17 protein-coding genes and 1 tRNA gene are annotated in these 25,847 nt (G+C 71.8%); 5 read left to right on the forward strand and 13 right to left on the reverse strand.

Annotated elements, in window-relative coordinates; genetic code table 11:
• Nucleotides 1–36 precede the first annotated feature (36 nt).
• From AMK26_RS01100 to AMK26_RS01110, 3 genes are all read left to right on the forward strand, one after another.
• A complete protein-coding gene (locus tag AMK26_RS01100; protein ID WP_073750843.1) occupies nt 37–726 on the forward strand; it encodes a response regulator transcription factor in 690 nt (229 codons plus the stop codon).
• Entirely contained in the window at nt 723–2,111 is a 1,389-nt protein-coding gene (locus AMK26_RS01105) for a sensor histidine kinase (RefSeq protein WP_073750845.1), read from the forward strand. The genes AMK26_RS01100 and AMK26_RS01105 overlap by 4 nt, the downstream gene beginning before the upstream one ends.
• Nucleotides 2,112–2,241: 130 nt before the next feature.
• On the forward strand, nt 2,242–3,750 hold the full coding sequence (locus AMK26_RS01110; protein WP_073750847.1) for a cellulose binding domain-containing protein: 1,509 nt from the start codon (nt 2,242–2,244) through the stop codon (nt 3,748–3,750).
• Between the two features lie 86 nt (nt 3,751–3,836).
• On the opposite strand, the gene AMK26_RS01115 is transcribed toward AMK26_RS01110, so the two are convergent.
• The 7 genes from AMK26_RS01115 to AMK26_RS01145 all read right to left on the reverse strand — a co-directional run bounded on the left by AMK26_RS01115 (nt 3,837) and on the right by AMK26_RS01145 (nt 12,182).
• Nucleotides 3,837–4,655, reverse strand: a complete 819-nt coding sequence (locus AMK26_RS01115; RefSeq protein WP_241837759.1) for a carbohydrate ABC transporter permease — start codon at nt 4,653–4,655, stop codon at nt 3,837–3,839.
• Nucleotides 4,652–5,614, reverse strand: a complete 963-nt coding sequence (locus AMK26_RS01120; RefSeq protein WP_079277457.1) for a carbohydrate ABC transporter permease — start codon at nt 5,612–5,614, stop codon at nt 4,652–4,654. The genes AMK26_RS01115 and AMK26_RS01120 overlap by 4 nt, the downstream gene beginning before the upstream one ends.
• A 5-nt stretch (nt 5,615–5,619) precedes the next feature.
• Nucleotides 5,620–6,912, reverse strand: coding sequence for an ABC transporter substrate-binding protein (locus AMK26_RS01125; RefSeq protein ID WP_073750852.1), 1,293 nt, complete (start codon nt 6,910–6,912; stop codon nt 5,620–5,622).
• 83 nt (nt 6,913–6,995) lie between these two features.
• Nucleotides 6,996–8,462 carry a GH1 family beta-glucosidase gene (locus AMK26_RS01130; RefSeq protein WP_073750854.1) on the reverse strand — a complete coding sequence of 489 codons (1,467 nt, stop codon included), beginning with the start codon at nt 8,460–8,462 and terminating at the stop codon, nt 6,996–6,998.
• Nucleotides 8,463–8,543: 81 nt separating this feature from the next.
• Nucleotides 8,544–9,392: a carbohydrate ABC transporter permease gene (locus AMK26_RS01135; protein ID WP_073750856.1), complete on the reverse strand. Its 849-nt coding sequence runs from the start codon at nt 9,390–9,392 to the stop codon at nt 8,544–8,546.
• Nucleotides 9,389–10,426 carry a carbohydrate ABC transporter permease gene (locus tag AMK26_RS01140; protein ID WP_073750858.1) on the reverse strand — a complete coding sequence of 346 codons (1,038 nt, stop codon included), beginning with the start codon at nt 10,424–10,426 and terminating at the stop codon, nt 9,389–9,391. The genes AMK26_RS01135 and AMK26_RS01140 overlap by 4 nt, the downstream gene beginning before the upstream one ends.
• Before the next feature lie 400 nt (nt 10,427–10,826).
• Nucleotides 10,827–12,182, reverse strand: coding sequence for an ABC transporter substrate-binding protein (locus tag AMK26_RS01145; protein WP_073750859.1), 1,356 nt, complete (start codon nt 12,180–12,182; stop codon nt 10,827–10,829).
• Between the two features lie 388 nt (nt 12,183–12,570).
• On the opposite strand from AMK26_RS01145, the gene AMK26_RS01150 reads away from it, so the two are divergent.
• Complete coding sequence (locus AMK26_RS01150) at nt 12,571–13,599, forward strand: LacI family DNA-binding transcriptional regulator (protein ID WP_073750861.1); 1,029 nt, start codon at nt 12,571–12,573, stop codon at nt 13,597–13,599.
• A gap of 1,880 nt (nt 13,600–15,479) precedes the next feature.
• Here the strand turns inward: AMK26_RS01150 and AMK26_RS01155 are convergent.
• Nucleotides 15,480–17,237, reverse strand: a complete 1,758-nt coding sequence (locus tag AMK26_RS01155) for a glycoside hydrolase family 6 protein (protein ID WP_073750863.1) — start codon at nt 17,235–17,237, stop codon at nt 15,480–15,482.
• 687 nt (nt 17,238–17,924) lie between these two features.
• Here AMK26_RS01155 and AMK26_RS01160 point away from each other — a divergent pair.
• Entirely contained in the window at nt 17,925–20,216 is a 2,292-nt protein-coding gene (locus AMK26_RS01160; RefSeq protein ID WP_079277394.1) for a WD40/YVTN/BNR-like repeat-containing protein, read from the forward strand.
• Here AMK26_RS01160 and AMK26_RS01165 read toward each other — a convergent pair.
• The 5 genes from AMK26_RS01165 to AMK26_RS01185 form a co-directional block, all read right to left on the reverse strand.
• Nucleotides 20,203–22,017, reverse strand: a complete 1,815-nt coding sequence (locus AMK26_RS01165; protein ID WP_158071102.1) for a rhamnogalacturonan lyase — start codon at nt 22,015–22,017, stop codon at nt 20,203–20,205. The genes AMK26_RS01160 and AMK26_RS01165 overlap by 14 nt on opposite strands.
• Before the next feature lie 337 nt (nt 22,018–22,354).
• Nucleotides 22,355–22,427: transfer RNA gene (locus AMK26_RS01170), tRNA-His, on the reverse strand.
• 96 nt (nt 22,428–22,523) lie between these two features.
• The gene (orn, locus tag AMK26_RS01175; protein WP_073750865.1) at nt 22,524–23,123 is read right to left on the reverse strand and encodes an oligoribonuclease; all 600 of its coding nucleotides are present in this window, start codon (nt 23,121–23,123) and stop codon (nt 22,524–22,526) included.
• A 98-nt stretch (nt 23,124–23,221) separates the two neighbouring features.
• A complete protein-coding gene (locus AMK26_RS01180) occupies nt 23,222–24,466 on the reverse strand; it encodes a helix-turn-helix domain-containing protein (protein WP_073750867.1) in 1,245 nt (414 codons plus the stop codon).
• A gap of 377 nt (nt 24,467–24,843) precedes the next feature.
• The gene (locus AMK26_RS01185; protein ID WP_073750869.1) at nt 24,844–25,167 is read right to left on the reverse strand and encodes a hypothetical protein; all 324 of its coding nucleotides are present in this window, start codon (nt 25,165–25,167) and stop codon (nt 24,844–24,846) included.
• Nucleotides 25,168–25,847 lie beyond the last annotated feature (680 nt).

The raw sequence follows: 25,847 nt of genomic DNA on the forward strand, positions 1-25,847 counted from the left end.
CCCCCTCATTCCGCCGTATGGCGTACGGTGCCGCCCATGGCAAGTGTGCTCGTGGTCGAGGACGACCAGTTCGTGCGCTCCGCCCTCATCCGGCACCTGACCGAGGCCTCCCACACCGTACGGAGCGTCGGCACGGCCCTGGAGGCGCTGCGCGAGGTCGCCCATTTCCGCTTCGACGTCGTCATCCTGGACCTCGGACTGCCCGACCTGGACGGGTCCGAGGCGCTGAAGATGCTGCGCGGCATCACCGACGTACCCGTGATCATCGCCACCGCGCGGGACGACGAGGCCGAGATCGTACGGCTCCTCAACGACGGCGCCGACGACTACCTCACCAAGCCGTTCTCCGTCGAGCACCTGTCCGCGCGGATGGCCGCCGTGCTGCGCCGCTCCCGCGCGGCCGCCGGCGAGGCGCCGCCCAGCAGCGTCCTCCAGGTCGGTGGCCTGACCGTCGACCCGCTGCGGCGCCAGGCGGAACTCGACGGGGCGCGCCTCGACCTCACGCGGCGCGAGTTCGACCTGCTGGCCTTCCTCGCCGGCCGCCCGGGCGTGGTCGTCCCGCGCAAGGAACTCCTCGCCGAGGTGTGGCAGCAGTCCTACGGGGACGACCAGACCATCGACGTCCATCTGTCGTGGCTCCGGCGCAAACTGGGCGAAACCGCAGCCAAACCCCGCTACCTGCACACCCTCCGGGGCGTCGGAGTGAAGCTGGAGCCGCCGCAGTGAGATGGGCGCTCGTCAAAGTGGCGCTGGCCGTCACGGTGATGGTCGTGGTCGCGTTCGCCGTCCCCCTCGGGCTCGTCATCAAGGAGATGGCCCGCGACCGGGCCTTCACCAACGCCGAACGACAGGCCGCCGCCATCGGCACCTCCCTGTCCATCACCACCGACCGCGCCCAGCTCGACCGGGCCGTCGCCTCCACCCAGGCGGGCGCCGCCGGGCGCCTGGCCGTCCACATCCCGGCCTCCGCGGACGCCGCACCCATGGAGATCGGCACGGGCCGCGCCACCGAGGAGGACCTCGCCACCGTGCAGCGCGTCCCGCGCGCCTCCACCACCGAGGTCCCCGGCGGCTACGCCCTGCTCCAGCCGACCGCCATCAGCACCGGCCAGATCGCGATCGTCGAGGTGTACGTCCCCGAGGGCGAGGTCACCAACGGCCTCGCGACCGCCTGGCTGATCCTCGCCGGAGTCGGCATCGCCCTGATCGTCGGCTCCGTCGCCGTCGCCGACCGGCTGGGCGTCCGCATGGTGCAGCCCGCCCAGCGGCTCGCGCACGCCGCCCACGAACTGGGCGAGGGCAAACTCGGCGCCCGCGTACCCGAGGACGGGCCCATCGAACTCAAATCCGCCGCCGTCGCCTTCAACTCCATGGCCGACCAGGTCGTCCAGCTACTCGCCAACGAACGAGAACTCGCCGCCGACCTCTCCCACCGGCTGCGCACACCCCTGACCGTGCTGCGCCTCAACGCCGCCTCCCTCGGCGACGGGCCGGCCGCCGACCAGACGCGGGCGGCGGTCGAGCAGCTGGAACGGGAGGTCGACACCATCATCCGTACGGCCAGGGAAGCCAAACCGCAGACCCAGGCGACCGGCCCGGGCGCCGGATGCGACGCCTCCGAAGTCGTACGGGAACGGATGGACTTCTGGTCCGCGCTCGCCGAGGACGAGGGCCGCAAGGTGCGCCTCGCGGGCGTCGACCGACCCGTACGCATCCCCGTCGCCCGCCCCGAGCTGGTCGCCGCGCTCGACGCGCTGCTCGGCAACGTCTTCCGCCACACCCCGGAAGGCACCGCCTTCTCGGTCGACGTCCACAACGGCGACGACGCCGTCATCATCCTCGTCTCGGACGCCGGGCCCGGCATCGCCGACCCGGAGGCCGCCCTCGCGCGCGGCAACAGCGGGGCGCGGGACGGCTCGACGGGGCTCGGGCTGGACATCGTGCGGCGGGTCGCGGAGTCGACGGGCGGGGACGTACGCATCGGGCGCTCGGTCCTCGGCGGTACGGAGGTCCGCGTCTGGATCGGGCTGGACGGGCGGCGCGGCCCGGCGGAGGGACGCGGGCGGGGGCGCGGGCACCGGGTGCGGCGCCGGCGGCGTACCCATCATTAATCGGCTCCCATGGCTTCCTTAAGCGGAGCCTAAGATCCGCAACCGCCGCCCAATAGTGGACATTTGTCCGTTTCGGGCTCGCTAGCGTGCTGCCGCACCACCAAACCCCCCACACAGAGGCAGGCACGCGATGAGCACCACAGGCAGGAAGGCCGCGCACCGTCGCAGGGAGAGCGGCAGGAGCAAGGCGATCGGCGCGGTCGTGGCGGCCGCGGTGACCGGCGGCGCGGCGTTCGCGTTCACCGGCACCGCGCAGGCGGCCGCCGTGGGCGCCGTCTACACCAAGACCAGCTCCTGGGACGGCGGTTACACCGGCCAGTACGTCATCACCAACGAGACGGACACGCCCCAGTCCGACTGGACGCTCGCCTTCGACCTGCCCGCCGGCACGAAGATCGGCTCCCTGTGGAACGGCGACCACACCGTGAACGGGCAGCACGTCACCGTGAAGCCCGCGAGCTGGAACAAGGAGCTGGCGCCCGGCGCGTCCGTCACGGTCGGCTTCGTCACCAGCGCGGCGGGGAAGGCCGGCGACCCGGCCACGTGCCTGATCAACGACGTGCCCTGCTCGGCCGACGCCGGCGCGACGCCCCAGCCCAGCGGCCGCCCCACCGAACAGCCCAAGCCGACGCCCACCCCGACGGCGACCACCACACCCACGCCGACCCCGACCGCCCCGACGCCGACCGCCCCGACTCCGACGGCCACGAAGCCGACCCCCACCCCCACCGCCACGCAGGGCTCCGGCGGCGCACGCTTCGCCCCGTACGTCGACACCTCGCTCCACCCGGCGTACGACCTGCTCGACACCGCCGCCAAGACGGGCGTCAAGGAGTTCACCCTCGCCTTCATCACCTCCGGCGGCTCCTGCGCGCCCCTGTGGGGCGGCGTCACCGACCTGGCGAGCGACAAGGTCGCCGCCCGGATAGGCGCCCTGCGCGCCAAGGGCGGCGACGTGCGCGTGTCGTTCGGCGGCGCGGCCGGCCACGAACTGGCCCTCAACTGCGCCACGGCCGACGACCTCGCCACGGCGTACGGCAAGGTCGTCGACCAGTACAAGCTCACCAAGGTCGACTTCGACATCGAGGGCGCGGCCCTGCCCGACACCGCCGCCAACACCCGCCGCGCCCAGGCCATCGCCCAGCTCCAGAAGTCCCACCCGGGCCTGGACGTCTCCTTCACCCTGCCCGTCATGCCGGAGGGCCTGACCCAGCCGGGCGTGGACCTGCTCGCGGACGCGAAGAAGAACGGCGTGAAGACCGGCGCCGTCAACATCATGGCGATGGACTACGGCCCCGCGTACAGCGATGACATGGGCCAGTACGCCATCCAGGCCGCGACCGCCACCCAGGCGCAGGTCAAGGGCGTGCTCGGGCTGTCGGACGCGGCCGCGTGGAAGACCGTCGCCGTCACCCCGATGATCGGCGTCAACGACGTCACCACCGAGATCTTCACGGTCGACGACGCCACGCAGCTCGTCGACTTCGCGAAGTCCAAGGGCCTGGGACGGCTGTCCATGTGGTCCTCGACCCGCGACAAGCAGTGCGCCGCCGGGGCCGTGAACCACGCGGACGCCACGTGCAGCTCGATCCTCCAGCAGCCGCTGGCCTTCACCAAGGCGTTCGCCGCGTACACGTAGCCACGCCCCCGACCGACCACCTGACGAGCGCTCCGGCCGGGCCCGCCCCCCACCCGGCCGGAGCGCGCCCCTCCCCGTTCCCGTACTCAGCCCTTCACCGCGCCCTGCATGATGCCGCCGACGATCTGCCGGCCGAACACCACGAAGACCAGCAACAGCGGCAGCGTGCCCAGCAGGGCGCCCGCCATGATGACCGACTGGTCGGGGACATAGCCACGGCCGAGGCTCGTCAGGGCGACCTGGACCGTCGGATTGCTCTGGGTGAGGGCGATGATCGGCCAGAAGAAATCGTTCCAGGACATCACGAATGTCAGCATGGCCAGCACCGCCATCGCCGGCCGGGCGGCCGGGAAGACGACGTGCCACACCACCCTGAGCCCGCTCGCGCCGTCCACCCGGGCCGCCTCGATCAGCTCCGTGGGCAGCGCCCGCAGCAGGTACTGGCGCATGAAGAACACCCCGAAGCCGCTCACCAGGGCTGGCAGGACGACGGACTGGAGCCGGTCCGTCCACGACAACTCGGCGACCAGCATGAACAGCGGGACCACACTGAGCTGCGGCGGAACCATCATGGTGCCGATCACCAGCAGCAGCAGCGCGTTCTTGAAGCGGAAGCGCAGCTTGGCGAAGGCGAAACCGGCGAGCGTCGAGAACAGGACCGTGCCCGCCGCGACCGTGCTCGCCACGACCGTCGTATTGAGCAGCGCCAGGCCCATGTCGGCGTCGGTCCAGGCGATGCGCAGGTTGCCGAGCAGATTGCCGCCGAACCAGAACGGCGGCGGCGTCCGCGCGAGGCGGCCATTGGTGCCGGACGCCGCGATCGCCGTCCACACCAGCGGGAACAGCGACAGCACGGCGAAGACGATCAGCACGGCGTACGTCACCAGGCCTGCACGAGCCTTCACCCCGTCCTCCTTCGGTACGCGCCCACCAGCGCCACGGCCGCCCCGAGGAGCACCAGGATCAGGAACATCGCCCACGCGATCGCCGAGGCGCGCCCCAGGTGGAGGTTCACCCAGCCCTGCTCGTACAGATACAGCCCCAGCGTCTGGAACTGGTGCTCCGAGCCGCCGGTCGCCCCCGCGCTGCCGTTGAACAGCAGCGGCTCGCCGAACAGCTGCGTCGCGCCGATCGTCGACACCACGCACGTGAACAGGATCGTCGGCCGCAGCGACGGCACCGTCACGTGCACGAACTGCCGCCACCGCGAGGCGCCGTCCAGCGCCGCCGACTCGTACAGCTCGTCGGGGACGGCCTGCATCGCGGCGAGGTAGATCAGCGCGTTGTAGCCCGTCCACCGCCAGATGACGATCGTCGACACCGCGACCTGCGAGGTCCACGTGCCGTTCTGCCAGTCGACCGGATCGACGCCCACCAGACCCAGCGCCCAGTTCACCACCCCGTAGTCCCGGCCGAAGAGCAGCACGAACACGAGCGTCGCGGCGGCGACGGACGTGGCGTACGGGGTGAGGGCGACGACCCGGAAGAACATCGAGCCGCGCAGCCGGTGGTGGAGCAGATGCGCGATGCCCAGCGCCATCACCAACTGCGGGACGGTGGACAGGAGCCCGATGGTGACCGTGTTCCGCAGGGCGTTCCAGAAGAACTCGTCGACCAGCAGGCGGGAGAAGTTGCGCAGCCCCACCCACTCCATGTCCGTGGGCGCGGTCAGCTCCACCCGGTGCAGCGACGCCCAGCCGGTGTAGAGGAGCGGGAAGAGCCCGAACGCGGCGAAGAAGGCGAAGAACGGCGCGATGTACGCGTACGGGCTCCACCGCACCGTCCACCGGTGCCTACGGCCCCGCCACACGGTGCGCTCCGCGCGGGGCTCCGGCAGGGCGGTGGTCGTCGTGTCGCTCACCATGGCGGTCACAGGTCCAGTGCGTTGTCGATGGTCCTGACCGCCGCGTCCCAGCCGTCCTCGGGCCGCCGGCCCTTCTGGTCGACCTGGAGCATGCCGACGTCGGCCAGGTTCTGCGCGATGACCAGGTCCTTCGGGCCGAGGATCGTCACCGGGACGCCCTGGGCGGCACGGGTGTAGATCCGGCCGATCGGGGCGTCACCGAAATACGGGTGCCGGGCCCCGGCCACCGCCGGGAGGGCGTGCGCGGCGGACGCGCTCGGGAAGCTGCCGCGCCGCTGGAACAGCTTCGCCTGCTGCGCGGGCGCCGTCAGCCACGCCGCCAGCCGCACCGCCTCCGCCCGGTGCCTGCCCGACTTCGGTACGACGAGGAAGGAGCCGCCCCAGTTGCCCGGCCTGGGCGCGGCCGCCACGTCCCACTTGTCCTCGCCCGCCGGACCCGCCTTGTCCTCGATGTAGCCGAGCATCCAGGCGGGGCAGGAAACGGTGGCGAAGGTGCCGTTCGCGTACGCCTGGTCCCAGGCGGGCGTGAACTGCTGCAGCCGGGCCGTCAGGCCCTCCGTCGCGAACGAGGCCGCGATGTCCCACGCCTCCCGCACGGCCGGGTTCGACTTGTAGACGACGGTGCCGTCCTCGTCGTAGAACCGGCGCGCGCTGCTGCCCGTGACGGCCGACAGGACCCCGGACGCCGAGTCCACGAAGGAGGTGCCCGTCGGCGCCCGGTCCCGGTACCGCTTGCCCGCCTCCAGGTACTTGCGCCAGTCGCCCGCCCACAGCCGGCTCACCGCCTCCCGGTCGGTGGGCAGACCGGCCCTGGCGAACAGGTCCCTGCGGTAGCAGATGCCCTGCGGGCCGATGTCGGTGCCGAGACCGACCGTACGGCCGTCCCCGGTGGTCCCCTGCGCCCACTTCCACGGCAGGAAGTCCTCCCGTCGCACGCCTTCCGCCGCGCCCAGGTCCTCCAGCTTGTCCGCCTGGGTGGCGGTGACCTCCGCGATGTTGATGGCCTCGACGGCCTGGATGTCGGCGAGGCCACTGTCGCTGACGAGGTGGGTGAGGAGCTGCGGGTAGTAGTTCTCGTTGCGCTGGATGGACGTCTGCTCGATGACGACGTCCTTGTTCAGCCGCATGTACTCGTCGTACAGACCGGCCTCCTCGTACCCGAACGACCCGAAGAGGCCCACGGTGAGGGTGGTGCGGCCGGCGTTCCCGTTGCCGGCGCAGCCGGCGGCCGGCACGGCACCGAGCGCCACGACGGCCGCGAGCATCAGGGCCCCTTTTCGGAGGGTAGGTGCGCGCATGAGCCGATTCTGTACGCAAACGGCGGCGCGACGCACCGAAGCCCCGGCGGTTTCGCGCCGGGGCCTTGATGAGAAGAGCAGCGTCAGACGGCGTCGGAGACCGCGTCAGAGCCCGCGTCGATCGCCTGCAGCTCCCCGGACCGCGCCACGCGCGCGTACCAGTGGGCCGTCGACTTCGGCGTACGCCGCTGCGTCTCGTAGTCGACATGCACCGCACCGAACCGCTTGGCGTAGCCGTACGCCCATTCGAAGTTGTCCAGCAGCGACCACAGGAAGTAGCCCCGTACGTCCGCCCCGTCCTCGATCGCCCGGTGCACCGCCTCCAGATGGCCGTGCACGTACGCCAGGCGCCGCGGGTCGTGGACCGAACCGTCGGCGGCGACCTCGTCCTCGAACGCCGCGCCGTTCTCGGTGATCAGCAACGGCAGGCCCGGGTGCTCACCGGCCACCCGCAGCAACAGGTCGTACAGGCCCGTCGGGTCCACCGCCCAGCCCATCGCGGTCCGCTCACCGGGCGGCTGGTGGAAGGCGACGTCCTCCGAGCCCGGCCAGGGCGAGTACGCGCTCGCGCCGTGGCCGTCGTTGCGCGGGGCCTCGGCGCCCTCGCGCGCCGCCGCCACCACGGTGGGCGTGTAGTAGTTGATCCCCAGGGTGTCCAGGAGCTGGTTGATGTCGGTGAGGTCACCCGGACGGACGAAGGACCAGTCCGTGAGGTGGGCGGTGTCCCTCAGCAGGTCCTCCGGATAGGCCCCGTTCAGCATGGGCCCGAGCCAGATCCGGTTGCCGACCGCGTCGATCCTGCGCACCGCGTCCACGTCCTCGGGCGCCGACGTGAGCGGCCGCAGCTCGTGCAGGTTGAGCGAGACGGACATCTGCGCGCGCGGCGGCAGCGCGGCACGCAACGCCTGGATCGCCAGCCCGTGCCCCAGGTTCAGGTGGTGCGCGGCCCGCAGGGCGGCCACCGGGTCGGTGCGCCCCGGGGCGTGCACACCGGAGCCGTACCCGAGGAAAGCCGTGCACCACGGCTCGTTGAGCGTCGTCCAGCGCCCGACACGGTCACCGAGCGCACCGGCGACGAGCCCCGCGTACTCGGCGAACCGCTCGGCGGTCGCGCGGTGCGGCCAGCCGCCCGCGTCCTCCAGCTCCTGCGGCAGGTCCCAGTGGTACAGCGTCAGGACCGGCTCGATGCCGTGCGCGAGCAGGTCGTCCACCAGCCGGCGGTAGAAATCCAGGCCCTTCTGGACGGCCGGACCGCGCCCGGTCGGCTGCACGCGCGACCACGACACCGAGAAGCGGTACGCGGTCAGCCCCAGGTCCGCCATGAGCCGTACGTCCTCATGGAACCGGTGGTAGTGGTCGACCGCCACATCCCCCGTATGGCCCTCGAAGACCTTCCCGGGCGTACGGGCGAAGGTGTCCCAGATGGACGGGGTACGGCCGTCCTCGGCCGCCGCCCCCTCGATCTGGTACGCGGCGGTGGCCGCGCCCCACAGGAAACCGGGCGGAAACCGGCGGGTTGCCGTGAGCGGCAAGGAATCGGACGCAGTCATTCGGGAGCGCTCCCAACGCAGAAGAGGGGGGTGCAGGGATGTTCGGTTCAGTTCGGTACGTACGGAATCGGCCGTGCGCGGTCAGTTCTTGACCGCGCCCGAGGTGATCCCACCCACGATGTGCTTGCCGAGCAGCGCGAAGACCAGCAGCAGCGGCACGGTGGAGATCAACGCGCCGGTCAGCACGATTGCCTGGTTGATGGTGTGATTCCCCGAGCCGAGCCCGGCGAGCGCCACCTGGAGGGTCGGATTGCCGTCCGGCGTCAGCGCGATGAACGGCCAGAAGAAGTCGTTCCAGGCCTGGACGAAGACCAGCATGCCCAGCACGGCCATGGCGGGCCGGGCGACGGGGAAGACGACGTGCCAGATGATCCGCAGGCTGTGCGCACCGTCCACCCGCGCCGCCTCCACCAGCTCCACGGGCAGCGCCTCCAGCAGGTACTGCCGCATGAAGAACACGCCGAAGGCCGCCACCAGGGACGGAAGGACCACCGACTGGAGCTGGTCCACCCACCCCAGGTCGGTGATGATCCGGTACAGCGGGATGACGCTGAGCTGCGGCGGGATCGTCATCGTCGCCACCACCAGCGCGAGCAGCGCGTTGCGGCCCCGGAACGGCAGCTTGGCGAAGGCGAACCCGGCGAGCGTGGAGAACACGACGGTCGACACCGCCACCAGACCCGCCACGACCGTGGTGTTGACCAGCGCCTCACCCATGTCCACCTGGTTCCAGGCGAAGGTGAGGTTGTCGAGCAGATGCGGCCCCGGCAGCAGCGGCGCCGGCGCCTCCACCACACGCTCACCGGTGTGCGAGGCGGCGACGAGGTTCCAGTACAGCGGGAAGAGCGACACCAGGGCCGCCAGGCCCAGCAGGACGTACGTCAGCGGGCCCGCGTGGTGCTGGCGCCCCGCCGTCTGCGTGATCTTCACGTGGTGGTCCCCCCGGTCTTCCTGGTCTCCCCGGTCTCCCTGTTCAGGCGGGCCACGAGCAGCCGGGCCGCGCCGATCAGCAGCAGGATCAGCAGCATCACCCAGGCGATCGCGGACGCCTGCCCCAGCGCCCCGGTGATCCAGCCCTTCTCGTACATCAGCAGGCTCAGCGTCTGGAACTGGTTGCCGCTGCCACCACTGACCCCGAGGCTCCCGCCGTACAGCATCGGCTCACCGAACAGCTGGGTGGCGCCGATCGTCGAGACCACGATCGTGAACAGGATGGTGGGGCGGATGGACGGGATGGTCACGCTGATGAACTGCCGCCAGCGCGACGCGCCGTCGAGCGACGCGGCCTCGTACAGGTCCTGGGGGACGGCCTGCATCGCGGCGAGGTAGATCAGCGCGTTGTAGCCGGTCCACCGCCAGATGACGATGACCGAGATCGCGATCTGCGCCGGCCACTTGGACGACTCCCAGTCGACCGGATCAAAACCCACCCACCCCAGCGCGGTGTTGATCAACCCGTAGTCGCTGTTGAACAGCTGGGCGAAGACGAGCGTCGCGGCCGCGATCGACGTGGCGTACGGAGCGAGCACCGCGACCCGGAAGAACCCCCGGCCGCGCAGCTTGTAGTTGAGCAGGTGGGCCAGGCCCAGCGCCATCAGCAACTGCGGAACGGTGGAGATGACGCCGATGGTGAACGTGTTCGCCAGCGCGTTCCAGAAGAAGTCGCTGTCCCACAGGCCCGTGTAGTTGTCGAAGCCGCGCCACTGCGCCTCCCCGCCCAGCTCCACCCGGTGCAGCGAGAGCCAGCCGGTGTAGACCAGCGGGAAGAGCCCGAAGGCCGCGAAGCAGAGGAAGAAGGGCGACACGAAGGCGTACGGGGTCGCCTTCAGGTCCCAGCGGTAGAGCCGGCTGCGCCAGCCGCCGCCACCGCCTGCGTGTCGTGCCGGTGCGGGAGGCGAGGGCTCGGGCTCGGGCGGATCGGGCGGCGACGAGCCGTCGGTCGCCGCACTGACGGAGGTGGCCACGAGGGCGTCCTTCCAGGTGGGTGCGTGGGTGCGGTGCGTTCGTTCCTGCGGTGGGTGCGGTGGGTGCGGTGGGTGCGGTGGGTGCTGCCGGGGGCGCACTGCCGGGGGCGCGCTGTAGGGGCGCGTTGTCGGCGGGGCCGCGAGGCGCCGGGGGCGGTTCCGGTGGGGCTTGCCCGGGGGCCGTTGGGGCCGGCCGGCCGTGGTCCTTGGCAGGGGGCGCGGCTTGCCCACGGCGCCAGTTGGCGCGACCACCGCGAGGCACGCCCACCGGCCCTGGACCGGGCAGGGCCCGCCGGCCCTGCCCGGGGTGTCCGGCCCGGTCCGCCGGTCCGCCGGGCGGCCGGGCGGCCGCCGGACCGGCCGCCCGGCGGGGGAGCGCCGGGCGGCCAGGTGCGGGGCGCTACTGATCGATCTTGTCGTCGATCAGCTTCTTGACGTTCTCCCAGGCGGCGTCCGGTGAGGTCCCGCGCTGCTCGATGTCGAGGATGCCGTTGTCGGTGATGAAGGTCTTCACCTGGCCGTCGTAACGGCTGACCGGCGCGGGCGTGATGCCGGCCGCGGCCTCCGAGTAGATCTTCCCGACGGGTGTGTCACCGAAGTACGGGATCTTGGCGTTCTGCACCGTCGCCGAGGCGAGCGTGTCCTTGGTGGACGGGATGTTGCCGTTGACCCCGAACACCTTGGCGTGCTGCTCCGGAGCCGTCAGCCACGCAGCCAGCTTGGCGGCCTCCTCGGCGTGCTTGCCCGCCTTCGGTACGGCGAGGAAGGAGCCGCCCCAGTTGCCCGCGACCGGCGGGGTGGCGATGTCCCACTTGCCCTGGTTGTTGGGACCCGCCTGGTCCTTGATGATGCCGGTCATCCAGCTGGGACAGGCGACGGTCGCGAACTTGGAGTTCTTGAACCCGGCGTTCCAGGTGCCCTTCTCGTCGAACTGCCGCAGCTTCGCCGTGATCCCGGCCTGCGCCGCCTCGACGGCCAGGTCCCAGGCCTTGCGCACGCCGGGGCTGTTCTCGTAGTCGAGCTCGCCCTTCTCGTTCGCGTACTGCTGCGGCTGGCTGGAGAGCACGGCGTTGAACAAACCGCTGGCGGAGTCGTGGAAGGCGGTGCCGGCCGGGGCGTTCTTCTGGTACGTCTTGCCGGTGGCGACGAACTTCGCCCAGTCGCCCGCCCACAGCTTGGCGACCTGGGCGCGGTCGGTGGGCAGCTTGGCCTTGGCGAAGAGGTCCTTGTTGTAGCAGATGGCCATCGGGCCGATGTCGGTGCCGAGGCCGATGACCGCGCCGTCGGCCGTCGTCGCCTGCTTGACCTTCCAGTCCAGGAAGGCCGAGGTGTCCGCGCCGCCGGTCTTCGACAGATCCACCCACTTGCTCGCCATCGCGGGGCCGATGGCCTCGGCGATGTAACCGACCTCGATGGCCTGGATGTCGGCGAGGCCGCTGTTGCGGGAGAGGCGCAGCTTCAGTGTGTCCCAGTACTTCTGGCCGTCGGCGACGTTCGACTCGACGATCTTGATGTGCGGGTTGAGCTTCTCGTACTCGGCGTAGAGCTTGGCGCCGTTCTTGTTGTCGTAACCGAAGGAACCGAAGGTCCCGATGCGCAGGGTTATCTTCTCGTCGCCGGTGGTCCCGCCGGATCCGCTGTCGTCGCTGCTGCAGCCGGTCAAAAGGACCGCGCCGGCCGTGAGCGCCGAGAGCGCCGCGACGGCCGCGGATGCGGGGCGGCGGCGGCGTCCGCGCGTACTGCTGGAAGTGCGCATTCCACTCTCCTCGTCCAGGTGGTGCTGGTGTGCGCGCATAGGAGGTCCGGGTCGGCTTTCAGCGGCTCGGCGGCGGCCGTATCGGACAGCGGTGCGGGGCGGTGGGAGCGCTCCCACACCGCCATGCCCGGAAGGTTGCTGCCTGGCGGGGGTGGGTGTCAAGGCATGGGTGAAAAATCGCCGGTGCCGGACGGGTGTGCGCCGGCCCCGGAAGCCCGCCGGTGGCGGCGGGCGACGCTTTCGTCTACGGTGGGAGCGCTCCCACAGCTGGTTCTTGAAACCGGTACTCCCGCTGGCCCCGGTGCAGGGGGCACCCTCTAGGTTGACGACAGCCACTACCTCGCTGCCTCATTGCGGGGTTCGACGTTCGACGTGCGATGGGAGACCGATGGCGGTGAGCGGAAGGCAGACCGGCAGGCCCACGCTGGAGGAGGTCGCGGCCCGGGCGGGAGTCGGGCGCGGCACCGTGTCCCGGGTGATCAACGGCTCGCCGCGGGTCAGCGACCGGGCGAAGGAGGCGGTCGGCCAGGCCATCGCCGAGCTGGGGTACGTCCCCAACCGCGCCGCCCGCGCCCTGGCCGGCGCCCGCACGGACGCCATCGCCCTGGTGATACCCGAGACCGAGGCCCGCCTGTTCGCCGAGCCGTACTTCCTCGACATCATCCGGGGCGTCAGCGCCGAACTCGCGGACGCGGACCTGCAGCTGCTGCTCACCCTGATCCGGTCCAGCAAGGAGCGGCAGCGGTTCGAGCAGTACCTGTCCGCCCAGCGGGTGGACGGCGTCCTGCTCGTCTCCATCCACGGGGACGACCCGCTGCCGGACCTCGCGCGCGAACTGGGCCTGCCCGCCGTGCTCAACGGCCGCCGGTCCGCCGACGAACCCGTCGCCTACGTCGACTCCGACAACGTGGGCGCCGGCCGCTCGGCCGTCGACCACCTCACCGAACACGGCCGCCGCCGGATCGCGACCATCACGGGACCGCTCGACATGTACGTGGCGCGCTGCCGCCTGGACGGCTACCGCCAGGGCATCGAAGCGGCGGGCCTCCCGGCCGACGACCGGCTGGTCGCCGCAGCCGACTTCACCGAGGAGGGCGGCCGCCGCGCCATGCGCGAGCTGCTGGACCGCTGCCCCGACGTGGACGGCGTCTTCGCCGCCTCGGACGTCATGGCGGCGGGCGCCCGGAGCGTACTGCGCGAGGCGGGCCGGCGCGTCCCCGACGACGTGGCGCTCATCGGCGTCGACGACTCGGCGGTGGCCCGCCTCATGGACCCGCCGCTGACGAGCGTGCGCCAGCCGATCGAGGAGATGGGCCGCCGCATGGCCCGCATACTGCTCCAGGAAATCACCGGCACGGGACCGGAACCCTGCCAGGTCATCCTGCCCACGGAACTGGTGGTCCGCGACTCGACGTAACGGACGCCCGGCCCCAAGCACCGGGGGTGGGCGTGCTGGTGATGGTGGGCGTGGGGCTCGCCGTGTCCGGGGGTGGGCGTGCTGGTCGTGGTGGCCGTGTGGGCCGCCGCCCTCGGGGTGGGCGTGCTGTTCATGGTGGGCGTGTGGGCCGCCCTCTCTCCGAGTGTGGCGGGCTCCGGCGTCCCCTCAAGGGCGCTCCCTTCGGTCGCGTCGCTTCGCGATGGGCTTCGCCCACCCTTGACCGGCCGCCTCCGCCCGCCTTTTCCCACTCGGAGGGCGGCCCGGGGGAACGGGCCCGGGAGGGGCGCCCTGCGGTGCGGGGTTCGTGGCCGAGGCGACCCGGCCGGGGCAGGCGCGGCAGTGGAATGGGGCGGCGCTGCTCGGCTAAGCGGCGAGCGGCCGTCTTCCGGTTGCGGTACAGGACCTCGCTCCGGCGAGTGGTGGGTGCGCGGCAGTGGCATGGGGCTTCCGGGGTCGGTCCGGCGGCTGCGGGTGGGTGAGGGGTTGGGGTTCAGGCACGTGGCTGGGGTGAGATGGGGTTTGGGCCGGGGTGTTGCCGTGGCGGAGTGGCGCCCGGGTACCTCACCGGCCCCGCCTGCCCCACAGGGAGGCCCCACCCGTCTCCTTGGTCACAGCAGCACCGGGATGGGGGAGTTGTGGGCGGTGTGGGACACCTCCCCGCCGTGGTGTCGGGGGCTGTGGGTGTCCCATGCCGCCCATAACTCCGGCGAGGCGACACGGCTGTGACTGGAGAGGGCAGGGGGGTCGTCCTGTGGTGTCGGCTGGGGTGTCCTGGGCCCCGGGGGCTGCCAGCGAGTGCCGTAGAGCATCAGCCGGGCCGGGAAGGCCACGCCTCCAGGCGGGTGCTGCGGGGCACCCGGTGTCCGGATCCGTCCCTCTGGCCCGGCCTGCCTCACCACGTCGCCCCACTGCCCCCCACCGTCACACCGGTATCGGGGCTGGGGTGTTGTGGGCGGTGTGGGACGCCTCCTGGCCATGAGCATCCGGGCAGGGGTGTCCGATCCCGCACACAACCCCGGGGGCCGATACGGCTGTGACTGGAGGGGCCGCCCCTTCCCGGGCTGTCCCGGCAGGGGAGCAGCGGGGCGTGCCCCGGCCGCACCCGAGTCGCCGGGAGGCCGTGGGCCCGGGCCCGAGCCGAAGGCCCGACCGGGCCGGGCGCTTCACCGTCCCGTGGCCCGACGCCCCCGCCGTGCCCCCGGCCGGACAGGGCAACACCCGGGCCCAGCCCCGCACCCACCCCAGCCACCTGCCTGAACCCCAGCCCCTCACCCGGCCGCAGTCGCCGAACCCAGCCCAGAAGCCCCATTGCACTGGGGCGCACCCACCACCCACCGGAGCGAGGTCTTGTGCCGCAACCCGAAGACGGCCGCCAGTCGCTTAGCCAAGCGCCGCCGCCCCATTCCACTGTCGCGCCTGCCCCGGCCGGGTCGCCTCGGCAACGAGCCCCGGCGCAGCGGTGGGCCCCCCGGACGCCCGCTCCCCGGGGCCGCCCTCCGAGAGAAAACGCGCGGGCGGAGGTGGCCTGTCAAGGGTGGGCGAAGCCCATCGGCGAAGCCGACGCGAAGCGCCCTTGACAGGGCGCCGGAGCCCGCGACTCTCGGAAGGGAGGGCGGCCCGGAACAGTGACCATGACCAGACGGCCCACCCCCAGGGCCGAGGGTGCCTGACCGGAGCCGGTCCCCAGCCCAGGCCCAGGCCCAGGCCCAGGCCCAGGCCCAGGCCCAGGCCCAGGGCCCAGGGCCAGCGGCCATGGCCAGAGGCTCCGGCATGTGGATCGCCCAGTGGTCCGCCCCCGGGCGGGCGCTGGGCGGCCGGCCGGGGGCGGGGTCAGGGGGCGGGGGTCAGGGAGGTCGGGGTCAGAGCGCCGGGTGGGCGTTCCGCATTAGCTCTTGGAACTGCGCCGAGAACCAGTGGCCCGAGACGGGGGCGTTGGGCAGTGCGCCGGACATGCTGTTGCCGTTGCGCGGGTTGCCCGTGTAGGTCGGGTCGCACATCCGGTCGAAGCCCTTGCCCTCGTCGTTCGGGATCTCGCTGCTCGCCCCGTCCGACTCGCCCGGCGGCTTCATCCACACGTACGCGTCGATGCCCGCCGCCGGAGCGGCCTTCGGGCGCTCGCCGAGACCGGCGCCCGCCTGGTTGCACCAGTTGCCGAGGTGGATGCGCCGGTCGTAGCGGCCGCCGTTGACGTACGTGTCGACGTTGGTCGTCGGGCCGGGGCCGGTCGGACGGGCCGTGCCGCCCCAGCCGTTGCGGGAGGTGTCGATCAGCATGCCGAGGTTCTGGTCGAAGCCGAGCGAGACCAGCTTGGCGCGCATGGCCTGGGCGTACGACAGCTCGTCGGTGTACCGGTTCCAGTCGACCCACTTCGACTGGCGTACGGACACCCCGTTGATCGTGTCCTCGATCTTGAAGTGGTCCTCCTTCAGCGCGCTGTAGTTGGCCGTGTTGACGATGAAGCCGTGCACCTTGGAGACCGTCGAGCCCTCGGCGGTCGCCGCCTGCTTGAACAGCTCGGCGGAGCCGTTGAAGTTGTCGTCCCAGCCCAGCCAGCCGTGATGGCCGGCGTCCACGTAGTTGTAGACGTTGCCGACCGCGCCCAGCTTGTTCAGCGCGTACCCGACGCCCTTGACATAGTTGCCGTTCGCCTTCATCACGTCGCAGTTCGGCGTGGCGGTCGGGCGCGGGGTCACATTGGTGACCAGGTTGGGCAGGGAGTCGATCTCCACGGTCGTCACGATGCGCAGGCCCGCGTACTTGGGGTCGGCGAGGATCGCGGCGATCGGGTCGATGTACTGCGTCTTGTACTTGTCGATCTCCGTCGGGCCCAGCTCACCGTTGGAGGCGAGCGCGGCGCAGTCGCGGCCCGGCAGGTTGTAGATGACCAGCTGGATGGCGAGTTCGCCGGTGCCCTTCTGGCGCAGCGCCTCGTCGAGGTGGGCGCGCAGGCCCATGCCGCCGTTCACACCGTTGATGGCGGCGATGCGGTCCAGCCAGACGCCGGTCGGCTGGTTGGAGACGCGGGTGCCACCCGGCTCGGCGGCGGCCTTGGCGGACCATTCGGGGTTCACGTACACCTTGGCGCCGGCGTACGGGTTGTCGACGCGGCTGCCCGACGGCGGCGGGTCGGTCGGCGGCGGGTCAGTGGGGCCGCCAGGGCCGCCGTTGCAGGTGACGCCGTTCAGCTTGAACGTCGTGGGGACGGCGTTAGTGCCGCTGTACGAGGCGTTGAAGCCGAAGGAGGTGGAACCGCCGGTGGCCAGGCTGCCGTTGTACGACACGTTCCTGGCGGTGACGGCGGCGCCGGACTGCGTGGTGGTGGCGTTCCAGGACTGGGTGATGCGCTGGTTGCCCGCGTAGGTCCACTCCAGGGTCCAGGAGCTGACCGGGTCACCGGTGTTGGTGACGGTGACGTTGGCGCCGAAGCCGGTGTTCCACTGGTTGGTGACCTGGTAGTTGACGGTGCAACCGGGGGCGGCCGCGCCGGCGGAGGTGCTGAGCGCGGTGGCGGTGGCGCCGGTCGCCGCGATCATGGTGCAGGCGGCCAGCAAGGCGGTGCGGCGGCGGGAGGGCGTGCGGGAAGGCGTAGGCGGTGCGGCGGCTCTGGTGCGGCTCATGTCCGGTGATACCTCTCGGTCGTGACGGATATGTGCGGGGATGTGCCGTCGTCGCTGTGTCGCTGATCAGATGAGGTACGAGAGCCCCAGGTACGAGAGCCCCAGGCACGAGAGCCCCAGGCACGAGAGCCCCAGGTACGAGAGGCCGAGGTACGAGAGGCCGAGGTACGTGGGCCCCAAGTACGTGGGCCCCAAGTACGTAGGCCCCACGTACGTGAGCCCCACGTACGCGAGCCCCGGGTACGAGGACCGCGCGTACGGGCTCGCCGAAGTCGCCCGCCACGGAGTGGTGCGTCGTGTGTCGCGGCGGGTGGTGGGAGGGACGAGCGCCCGGTGGCCCGAACCGCGTGCAAGGGCCCTGTGCCTGCTACCGGGGCGTACGTGCGGGGGATGGCGCATGAGCGACTCCTCGCAGCTCGGGCGCGCATCTGACCCTGCGCCGACTGAATGGAACCGCTCCCACTGGTGCAGCAGACCGTAGCGGCAAGTTCCGTCAAGGAACAGAGGGGCCGTCGAATTTCGCATTCGATTTTCTTCGACTCTTCAAGCACCTTGACCCCCCGGTTCCCTCTCCTCATAGTGGGAGCGCTCCCACTGGTTCAAGGCTTGTGCACGACGCGTCAAACCAAGGCGGGCCGGGCTGCCCACGGCCCGCCGCGGACCCCCCACGTCCGAGAGGAAGCCCCCGTGCGCAGAACGCGAAACCTGTTCCTCGGCCTGGCACTCGCCGCCGGCCTGCTGACCGCCGCGCCACCAGCGGCGACGGCGGGCCCACCAGCGGCTACGGCGGGCCCACAGACGACCGCGTACTCCTGGAAGAACGTCCGCGTCGACGGCGGCGGCTTCGTCCCCGGCATCGTCTTCAACCGCACCGAGAAGAACCTCGCCTACGCCCGCACCGACATCGGCGGCGCCTACCGCTGGCAGCAGGCGACCAGGACGTGGACCCCGCTGCTCGACCACGTCGGCTGGGACGACTGGGGCCACACCGGCGTCGTCAGCCTCGCCTCCGACTCCGTCGACCCGCGCCGGGTGTACGCAGCCGTCGGCACGTACACCAACAGCTGGGACCCCGGCAACGGCGCCGTCCTGCGCTCCACCGACCGCGGCGCCACCTGGCGCAAGGCCGACCTCCCCTTCAAGCTCGGCGGCAACATGCCGGGCCGCGGCATGGGCGAGCGCCTCGCCGTCGACCCCAACCGCAACAGCGTGCTCTACCTCGGCGCGCCCAGCGGCAAGGGCCTGTGGCGCTCCACCGACGCGGGCGCCACCTGGTCGCAGGTCACCGCGTTCCCCAACCCCGGCAACTACGCCCAGGACCCGTCCGACACCAGCGGTTACGCCTCCGACAACCAGGGCATCGTCTGGGTCACCTTCGACGAGACGACCGGCACCCGCGGCAGCGCCACCAAGACGATCTACGTGGGTGTCGCCGACAAGGCCAACGCCGTCTACCGCTCCACCGACGCGGGCGCCACCTGGACCCGCCTGCCCGGCCAGCCCACCGGTCTCCTCGCCCACAAGGGCGTCCTCGACGCGGCGAACGGCCACCTCTACCTGGCGTACAGCGACACGGGAGGCCCGTACGACGGCGGCAAGGGCGCCGTGTGGAGGTACGCCACCAAGACCGGCACCTGGCAGGACATCACCCCCGACCCCCAGGCCTACTACGGCTTCAGCGGCCTGAGCGTCGACCGCCGCAAGCCCGGCACCGTCATGGTCACCGGCTACAGCTCCTGGTGGCCCGACACGCAGATCTTCCGCACCACGGACAGCGGCGCGAACTGGACGCGGGCGTGGGAGTACACCTCGTACCCCAACCGCACCAACCGCTACACCATGGACGTCTCGTCCTCCCCCTGGCTCACCTGGGGCGCCCACCCCTCCCCGCCCGAACAGACCCCGAAACTCGGCTGGATGACGGAGGCGCTGGAGATCGACCCGTTCGACTCCAACCGGATGATGTACGGGACGGGCGCCACCATCTACGGCACCGAGAACCTCGCCGCCTGGGACAGCGGCGGCAAGATCGCCATCAAGCCGATGGTCCAGGGCCTGGAGGAGACCGCCGTCCTCGACCTGGTCTCGCCGCCCTCCGGCGCCCCGCTGATCAGCGCGCTCGGCGACATCGGCGGCTTCCGCCACACCGACGTCCGCCAGGTGCCGTCCATGATGTTCACCTCCCCCAACTTCACCTCCACCACCAGCCTCGACTACGCCGAGGCCAACCCGAACACGGTCGTCCGCGTCGGCAACCTCGACGGCGGCCCGCGCATCGCCTTCTCCACGAACAACGGCGCCAACTGGTGGGCAGGGCAGGAGCCTTCGGGTGTCTCCGGCGGCGGCACGGTCGCGGCGGCGGCCGACGGCAGCCGGTTCGTGTGGAGCCCGGACGGCGCGGCCGTCCACACCACGGCGGGCTTCGGCACCTCCTGGACCCCGTCCCAGGGCATCCCGGCGGGCGCCACCGTCGAGGCCGACCGGGTCGATGCCAAGAAGTTCTACGGCTTCAAGAACGGGACCTTCTACGTCAGTACGGATGGCGGTCTCTCCTTCAGCGCCAGGGCCACCGGCCTGCCCGCCACCGGGAACGTCCGCTTCCAGGCGGTTCCCGGCCGCAGCGGCGACATCTGGCTCGCGGGCGGATCCCCGACGAGTACGTACGGCTTGTGGCGCTCCACCGACGCGGGCGCGACCTTCACCAAGGTGAGCGGCGTCGAGCAGGCCGACACCATCGGCTTTGGCAAGGCCGCGCCCGGCGCCACGTACCAGGCGCTCTACACCAGTGCGAAGATCGGCGGCGTACGCGGCATCTTCCGCTCCACGGACGCCGGGGCGAGCTGGGTGCGGATCAACGACGACGCCCACCAGTGGGGCTGGACGGGGGCCGCCATCACCGGCGACCCCCGCGTCTACGGCCGGGTGTACGTGGCGACCAACGGCCGCGGCATCATCTACGGCGACACTACGGGGTCCTGACCGGGGTCGTCACCGCCGGCCGGGGTGCCGTGGGCATCCCGGCCCCGATGGGGAAACTCGGGTGCGGGGGCTGGTTGTAGGCGGTGTTCTGCCACGCCAGCCCCGTGCGGTACATGGTGTCGTGCAGCAGGGTCGTGATCCTCGTACTGGTCTCGTACGGCGTCGAGTAGATCCGCAGCGCCCGGTTGTCCGACGTACGCCACACGACCTCCTCGCGCCAGTCGCCGAGGATGTCGCCGGACAGCGCAGGCGTCGCCTTGGTGCCGTTGTTGGACGCGACGGAGGCGCCGGTCAGCAGCCGGGTGTCCCCGCCCGTGCCGTACTTGTCGATCCGGGTGCCGTCCAGCAGCTCACGGGTGGTGTCGCCGTCCCACCAGCTGACGAAGTTGATGCTGGACGGCTTCCGCCCGAGAGAGGCCCCGGTCGGTGACCTGAGTGTGGTGTCGGTCGCCGACCAGGACTCGGCGCCGGGGGAGCCCGCGTGGATGTCGGCGGAGACACCCCGGCCGTTGTCGCCGCCCGTGGCGGTCTGCCACAGGACCTGACCGGTACGGGCGTCGGCCATCCAGGAGCCGGGCTTGGAGCTGTCCTCGGACACCTTGAAGTACTCCAGCCCCGCGCGGGCGGGGTTGAGGTCCCCGACGTGGCCCGCGTCACCGTGCCCGAGCCTTGTCGTCCACAACCCGTTGCCGTTGTCGTCGACGGTCATCGCCCCGTACACGATCTCGTCCCGCCCGTCGCCGTCCACGTCGGCGACGGACAGGCTGTGGTTGCCCTGCCCGTCGTACCCCTTGCCGGCGTTGGTCGACGATGCGGAGTCGAAGGTCCAGCGCCGGGTGAACTGCCCACCACGCCAGTCCCAGGCCGCGATCACGGACCGGGTGTAGTACCCGCGCGCCATGATGAGCGAGGGGCGGGCGCCGTCCAGGTACGCGGTCCCGGCGAGGAACCGGTCGACCCGGTTGCCGTAACTGTCGCCCCACGACGCCACGTTGCCGCGCGCGGGCACGTAATCCACCGTCCCCATGGCGGCCCCGGTGCGGCCGTTGAACATGGTGAGGTACTCCGGCCCCGTGAGCACGTACCCGCTGCTGTTGCGGTGATCGGCGGAGGCGCTCCCGATGGTCCTCCCCGTACCGTCCACGGTCGCGTCGGCCGTCTTCATGGCGACCTCGGCCTGCCCGTCGCCGTCGTAGTCGTACACCTGGAACTGTGTGTAGTGCGCGCCGGAGCGGATGTTGCGCCCCAGGTCGATCCGCCACAGCCGGGTGCCGTCGAGCCGGATGCCGTCGACGATCGTGTTGCCGGTGTAGCCGGAGTGCGCGTTGTCCTTGGCGTTGGTGGGCTGCCACTTGAGTACGAAGTCCAGGGCGCCGTCCCCGTCGAGGTCGCCGACGGACGCGTCGTTCGCCTCGTACGTGTACGCGACCCCGTCGGGCGTCGTGCCCCCGGCGGGCGGGGTGATGGGCACGTCCTTGTAGCCGGCGCGGAACTGCACGGCGTGCACGGAGTCGCCCTGCTCCACGCCGCCGACGACGGCGCGGACGGTGTAGTCGGCGTGACTGGGCGCGCCGGGGTGGAAGTAGCTGGTGGCGCCGGTGAGGGGTGTGGCGTTCACCTTCGTGCCGGCGCGGTAGACGTTGAACGCCACGGTGTCCGGGTCGGTGCCGAGCCAGCGCCAGCCGACCAGGTTGCCGGTTCCGGTGTGGACGCTGACGACGCCCCGGTCGAGCCGCTCCGCCTGCCGGGCGGCGGCGGCTTCGGCCGCCCCGGCGGGGGACGCGTGCGGGGAGGCGTACATGGCACAGAGGGCGGCGGTGGCGATGAGGATGGAGCGGCGTCTCGTGCGGGGGATCCGGTTCTGCGGGTGGTGCACGATTCCTCCTGTGGGGGAGAGGGACGTGTTGCGTACGTCACAGTCGCCACCGCGCGGAGAAACGTTGCCGCAATGTTCACGGCCGCCTGGCGGGCGTGCCGGCCGGCGTGGGGGAGAGGACCCCGGGGAAGCTGGAGCAGCTCGGCGTCGTGGGCCCGGCATCCCTGATCGCCGGCCGGTCGCTCTGCCGCTGCCTGGACACGCTGTCCGGACATGACGAAGGGCTGACCCGTTTTCACAGGTCAGCCCTTGCGTCGATCAGGGTGAGTAACGGGACTCGAACCCGCGACATCCTGGACCACAACCAGGTGCTCTACCAGCTGAGCTATACCCACCATGACCGGTCTTTTTCCCGACCGGCCGAGAAAAAGTGTACAGGGTCCGAGAGGGTGCTCGCTCCCGCCTTTCGGACGGGCGGGCCGGCGGCCGCGTTACTCGGGCAGGACGTGGCGCGCGGCGATCTGCTTCGCCGTGTCGGAGTCGGGGCCGGGCTGCGGGACGAAGATGGCCTCGCGGTAGTAGCGCAGCTCGGCGATGGACTCACGGATGTCGGCGAGCGCCCGGTGGTTGCCGGCCTTCTCCGGACTGTTGAAGTACGCCCTCGGGTACCAGCGGCGAGCCAGCTCCTTGACCGAGGAGACATCGACGATCCGGTAGTGGAGGTAGTCCTCCAGCGTCGGCATGTCACGCAGCAGGAACCCGCGGTCCGTGGAGACCGAGTTCCCGCACAGCGGAGCCTTGCCGGGCTCCTTGACGTGTTCGCGTACGTAGGCGAGGACCTGCTCCTCGGCGTCGGCGAGGGTGGTGCCGTTGGGCAGCTCGTCCAGGAGGCCGGAGGCGGTGTGCATCTGGCGCACCACGTCCGGCATGGTCTCCAGCGCCGCGTCCGGCGGGCGGATCACGATGTCCACACCTTGACCGAGTACGTTCAGTTCCGAGTCGGTGACCAGTGCGGCCACCTCGATAAGTGCGTCATCCGTCAACGAGAGCCCGGTCATCTCGCAGTCGATCCACACCATGCGATCGTTCATGCGTCCTACCTTAGAGGGGCGGTCGCTGAGGGAGTGCGCTCCCGCACTCCCTCAGCGACCGCCCCTCCACGGCGGTACGCGGGTGTCCCCCGGTCCTGCTACGGCGCGCTGCGCTGCCCCGGAAGGGCCGCCCGGCCGCCGAAGGCGTCCGCGTGCGGCCTGCCGTGCTGCTCGGGCGGGGCCGCGGAGGTCGCTGTCGGGCCCGTCGCGGTGGCCGCCGCGGCCGCCCGTCTCGACGCCGGCGGCACCTGGGAGGGCACCATGGACTCCACGACGGCCGACGACGGTCCGGACGGTCCCGACGACCCCGACGGGCCCCCGGAGTCCCCCTGCGGGCGCCGGGCCCGGTAGGCGGCCCGGTACGCGGCGGGCGAGGAGCCCAGCTGGCGGCGGAAGTGCCCGCGCAGCGCGACGGGCGAGCGGAAGCCGCAGCGGCCCGCCACCTCGTCAACCGAGTAGTCGGACGTCTCCAGCAGCCGCTGCGCCTGGAGAACCCGCTGGGTGATCAGCCACTGGAGCGGGGCGGATCCCGTCAGCGACCGGAAGCGCCGGTCGAAGGTCCGCCGGCTCATGTACGCGCGGGCCGCGAGCGTCTCCACGTCGAACTGCTCGTGCAGGTGCTCCAGGGCCCAGGCGACCACCTCGGCGAGCGGGTCGGCGCCGATTTCCTCCGGCAGCGACCGGTCGAGGTACCGCTCCTGCCCGCCGCTGCGCCGGGGCGGCACGACGAGCCGGCGGGCGAGTGCCCCGGCCGCCTCCGTCCCGTGGTCGGTGCGCACGATGTGCAGACAGAGGTCGATTCCGGCCGCCGTTCCGGCGGAGGTCAGTACGTCGCCGTCGTCGACGAACAGCTCCCGCGGGTCCACATGGACCGACGGGTAGCGCTTGGCGAGCGTCGGCGCGTACATCCAGTGCGTGGTGGCGGGCCGGCCGTCCAGTAAACCGGCGGCGGCGAGCACGAACGCGCCGGTGCACAGGCCGACGATACGGGCGCCCTCCTCGTGCGCCCGGCGCAGCGCGTCGAGCGCCTCGGCCGGTGGCGGCGAGGTGATCGACCGCCAGGCGGGTACGACGACGGTGCCGGCCCGGCTGATGGCCTCCAGCCCGTACGGCGCGGTCAGTTCGAGCCCGCCGGTGGTCCGCAGCGGTCCGTCCTCGCCCGCGCAGACGAGCAGCCTGTAGCGCGGAACTCCGGCGTCCTGGCGGTCAATCCCGAACACCGAGAGTGGGATGGAACTCTCGAAGATGGGGCCGCCGCTGAAGAGCAGCACTGCGACGACCTCGCGGCGGCGCCGTCCGGACAGTTTGCGTCCGGTCTCCGGTGCGGCGGAGTCCTGGCTCATGACGCTAAGCCCCCCTCGGTGTTCGCGTCTCCTCGGTCCTGTCGCTCCTGCACGTTTCCCCTCGGTTTTGCACGAGTCCCCAGTCTTCGATAGTCATGATCGAATCTACTGTGTCCCGTGGCGCCGGAGTGACAAGTTCCGCATCCAGCACTATGTCGACAAGGCAACTTGGCGCGAAGCATTCGATCACGAAGCGTTCCACTCGCGGGGCGCGGAGGGAAGTGCGCCTCACGTGCATGGCCCATCCGCGTAGGGTGCGAGCAGCCCCGTCGGTCCTTTCCTGCCTGGTGACAAGGGGGTTGACAGGCCATTCTGGCAAGGAATGCCGTCCCGGCCGAAGTTGGCTGAAAACCTACGGGCGCGCGTGTGCGAACCCCTCAGTCTCCGGGCGCACACCCCGCCCCGTGACGGCCCCCACGGCGCGCCCCCGCACCCGGCCGTGAGTGCCGGCCCCCGCGGTGCGGGACGCTCTGCCGCCGACTGCTCGCCTCGGCGACCCGCTCCGAACGGCGCAGCAGCACCCGGCAGGCGGCGGTCACGGCGGCCAGCCCGAGAGCGGTCCCGGCCGCGCCGCCGAAGGACGTGCCGTACACGAGGAGGACGACGGGGACCAGGGCACAGCTGAAGGCCGCCCAGCGGACCACATCGCTCGCCGAGTCGGATGCGGACGACGGGGCCGGGGCGGACGGGCGTGCGGGCACGGAAGCTCCCTGATGGCTGCGGGCTGCGGGCTGCGGGCTGTGGCAACGGGCTACGGGCTACGGGTACGGCTGCGAGCTGTTGCTGCGGCCGGCGGCTGCGGTATGACCGGTCGGACCGAGTGGCCAACGACAACCGGCCGCCCCGGTCACTGCCTCGCGCCCCGGATGGCCGGGGAGACGGTCGCCGGCCCGCACCCCTCGCGGGGCCGGCGCCGGGGCGGGCGCGCGGGCGGTCTCGGACAGCGGTCCCTCCTCCGGCGCGGTGCCGGCCCGGACGGGCACCCGCGGGTGGCCGACGGGCTTGTGCCCTTCCCGGCTGGGGGGGGGGCGGGCAGCCGGCGTGGGTGCCCGCCTCGTCCCGGGCGGGCGGGGCGGCGGCGGGGTGCCGGTCAGGCGCCCGGGCGGGCGGGTCGGCGGGGCCTCGGGCGCGCGGTCCGGGCGGGTGGGTGTGGCTGCGTGGGCCGGGCGGGCGGTCCGGGCGGGTGGGTGTGGCCCGGTGGCGGGCTCGTCGCCGGGGCTGTGTCGGTGGCCGCGGGGCCGTCGGCGCGGGCGCGCGCCGTCCTGGCCGGGCGCGGCGGTGCGGGGGTGCTGGTGCGTCGTCCAGGCCGGGGTGGGGCCCGGGGGTGTGTCCGGGCAAGGGCTGGTGACGGTGGCCCGGGGCGGGTCTGCGGTGCGGTGTG

Source organism: Streptomyces sp. CB03234, from assembly GCF_001905885.1.
In the GTDB taxonomy this organism is placed as follows: Bacteria; Actinomycetota; Actinomycetes; order Streptomycetales; family Streptomycetaceae; genus Streptomyces.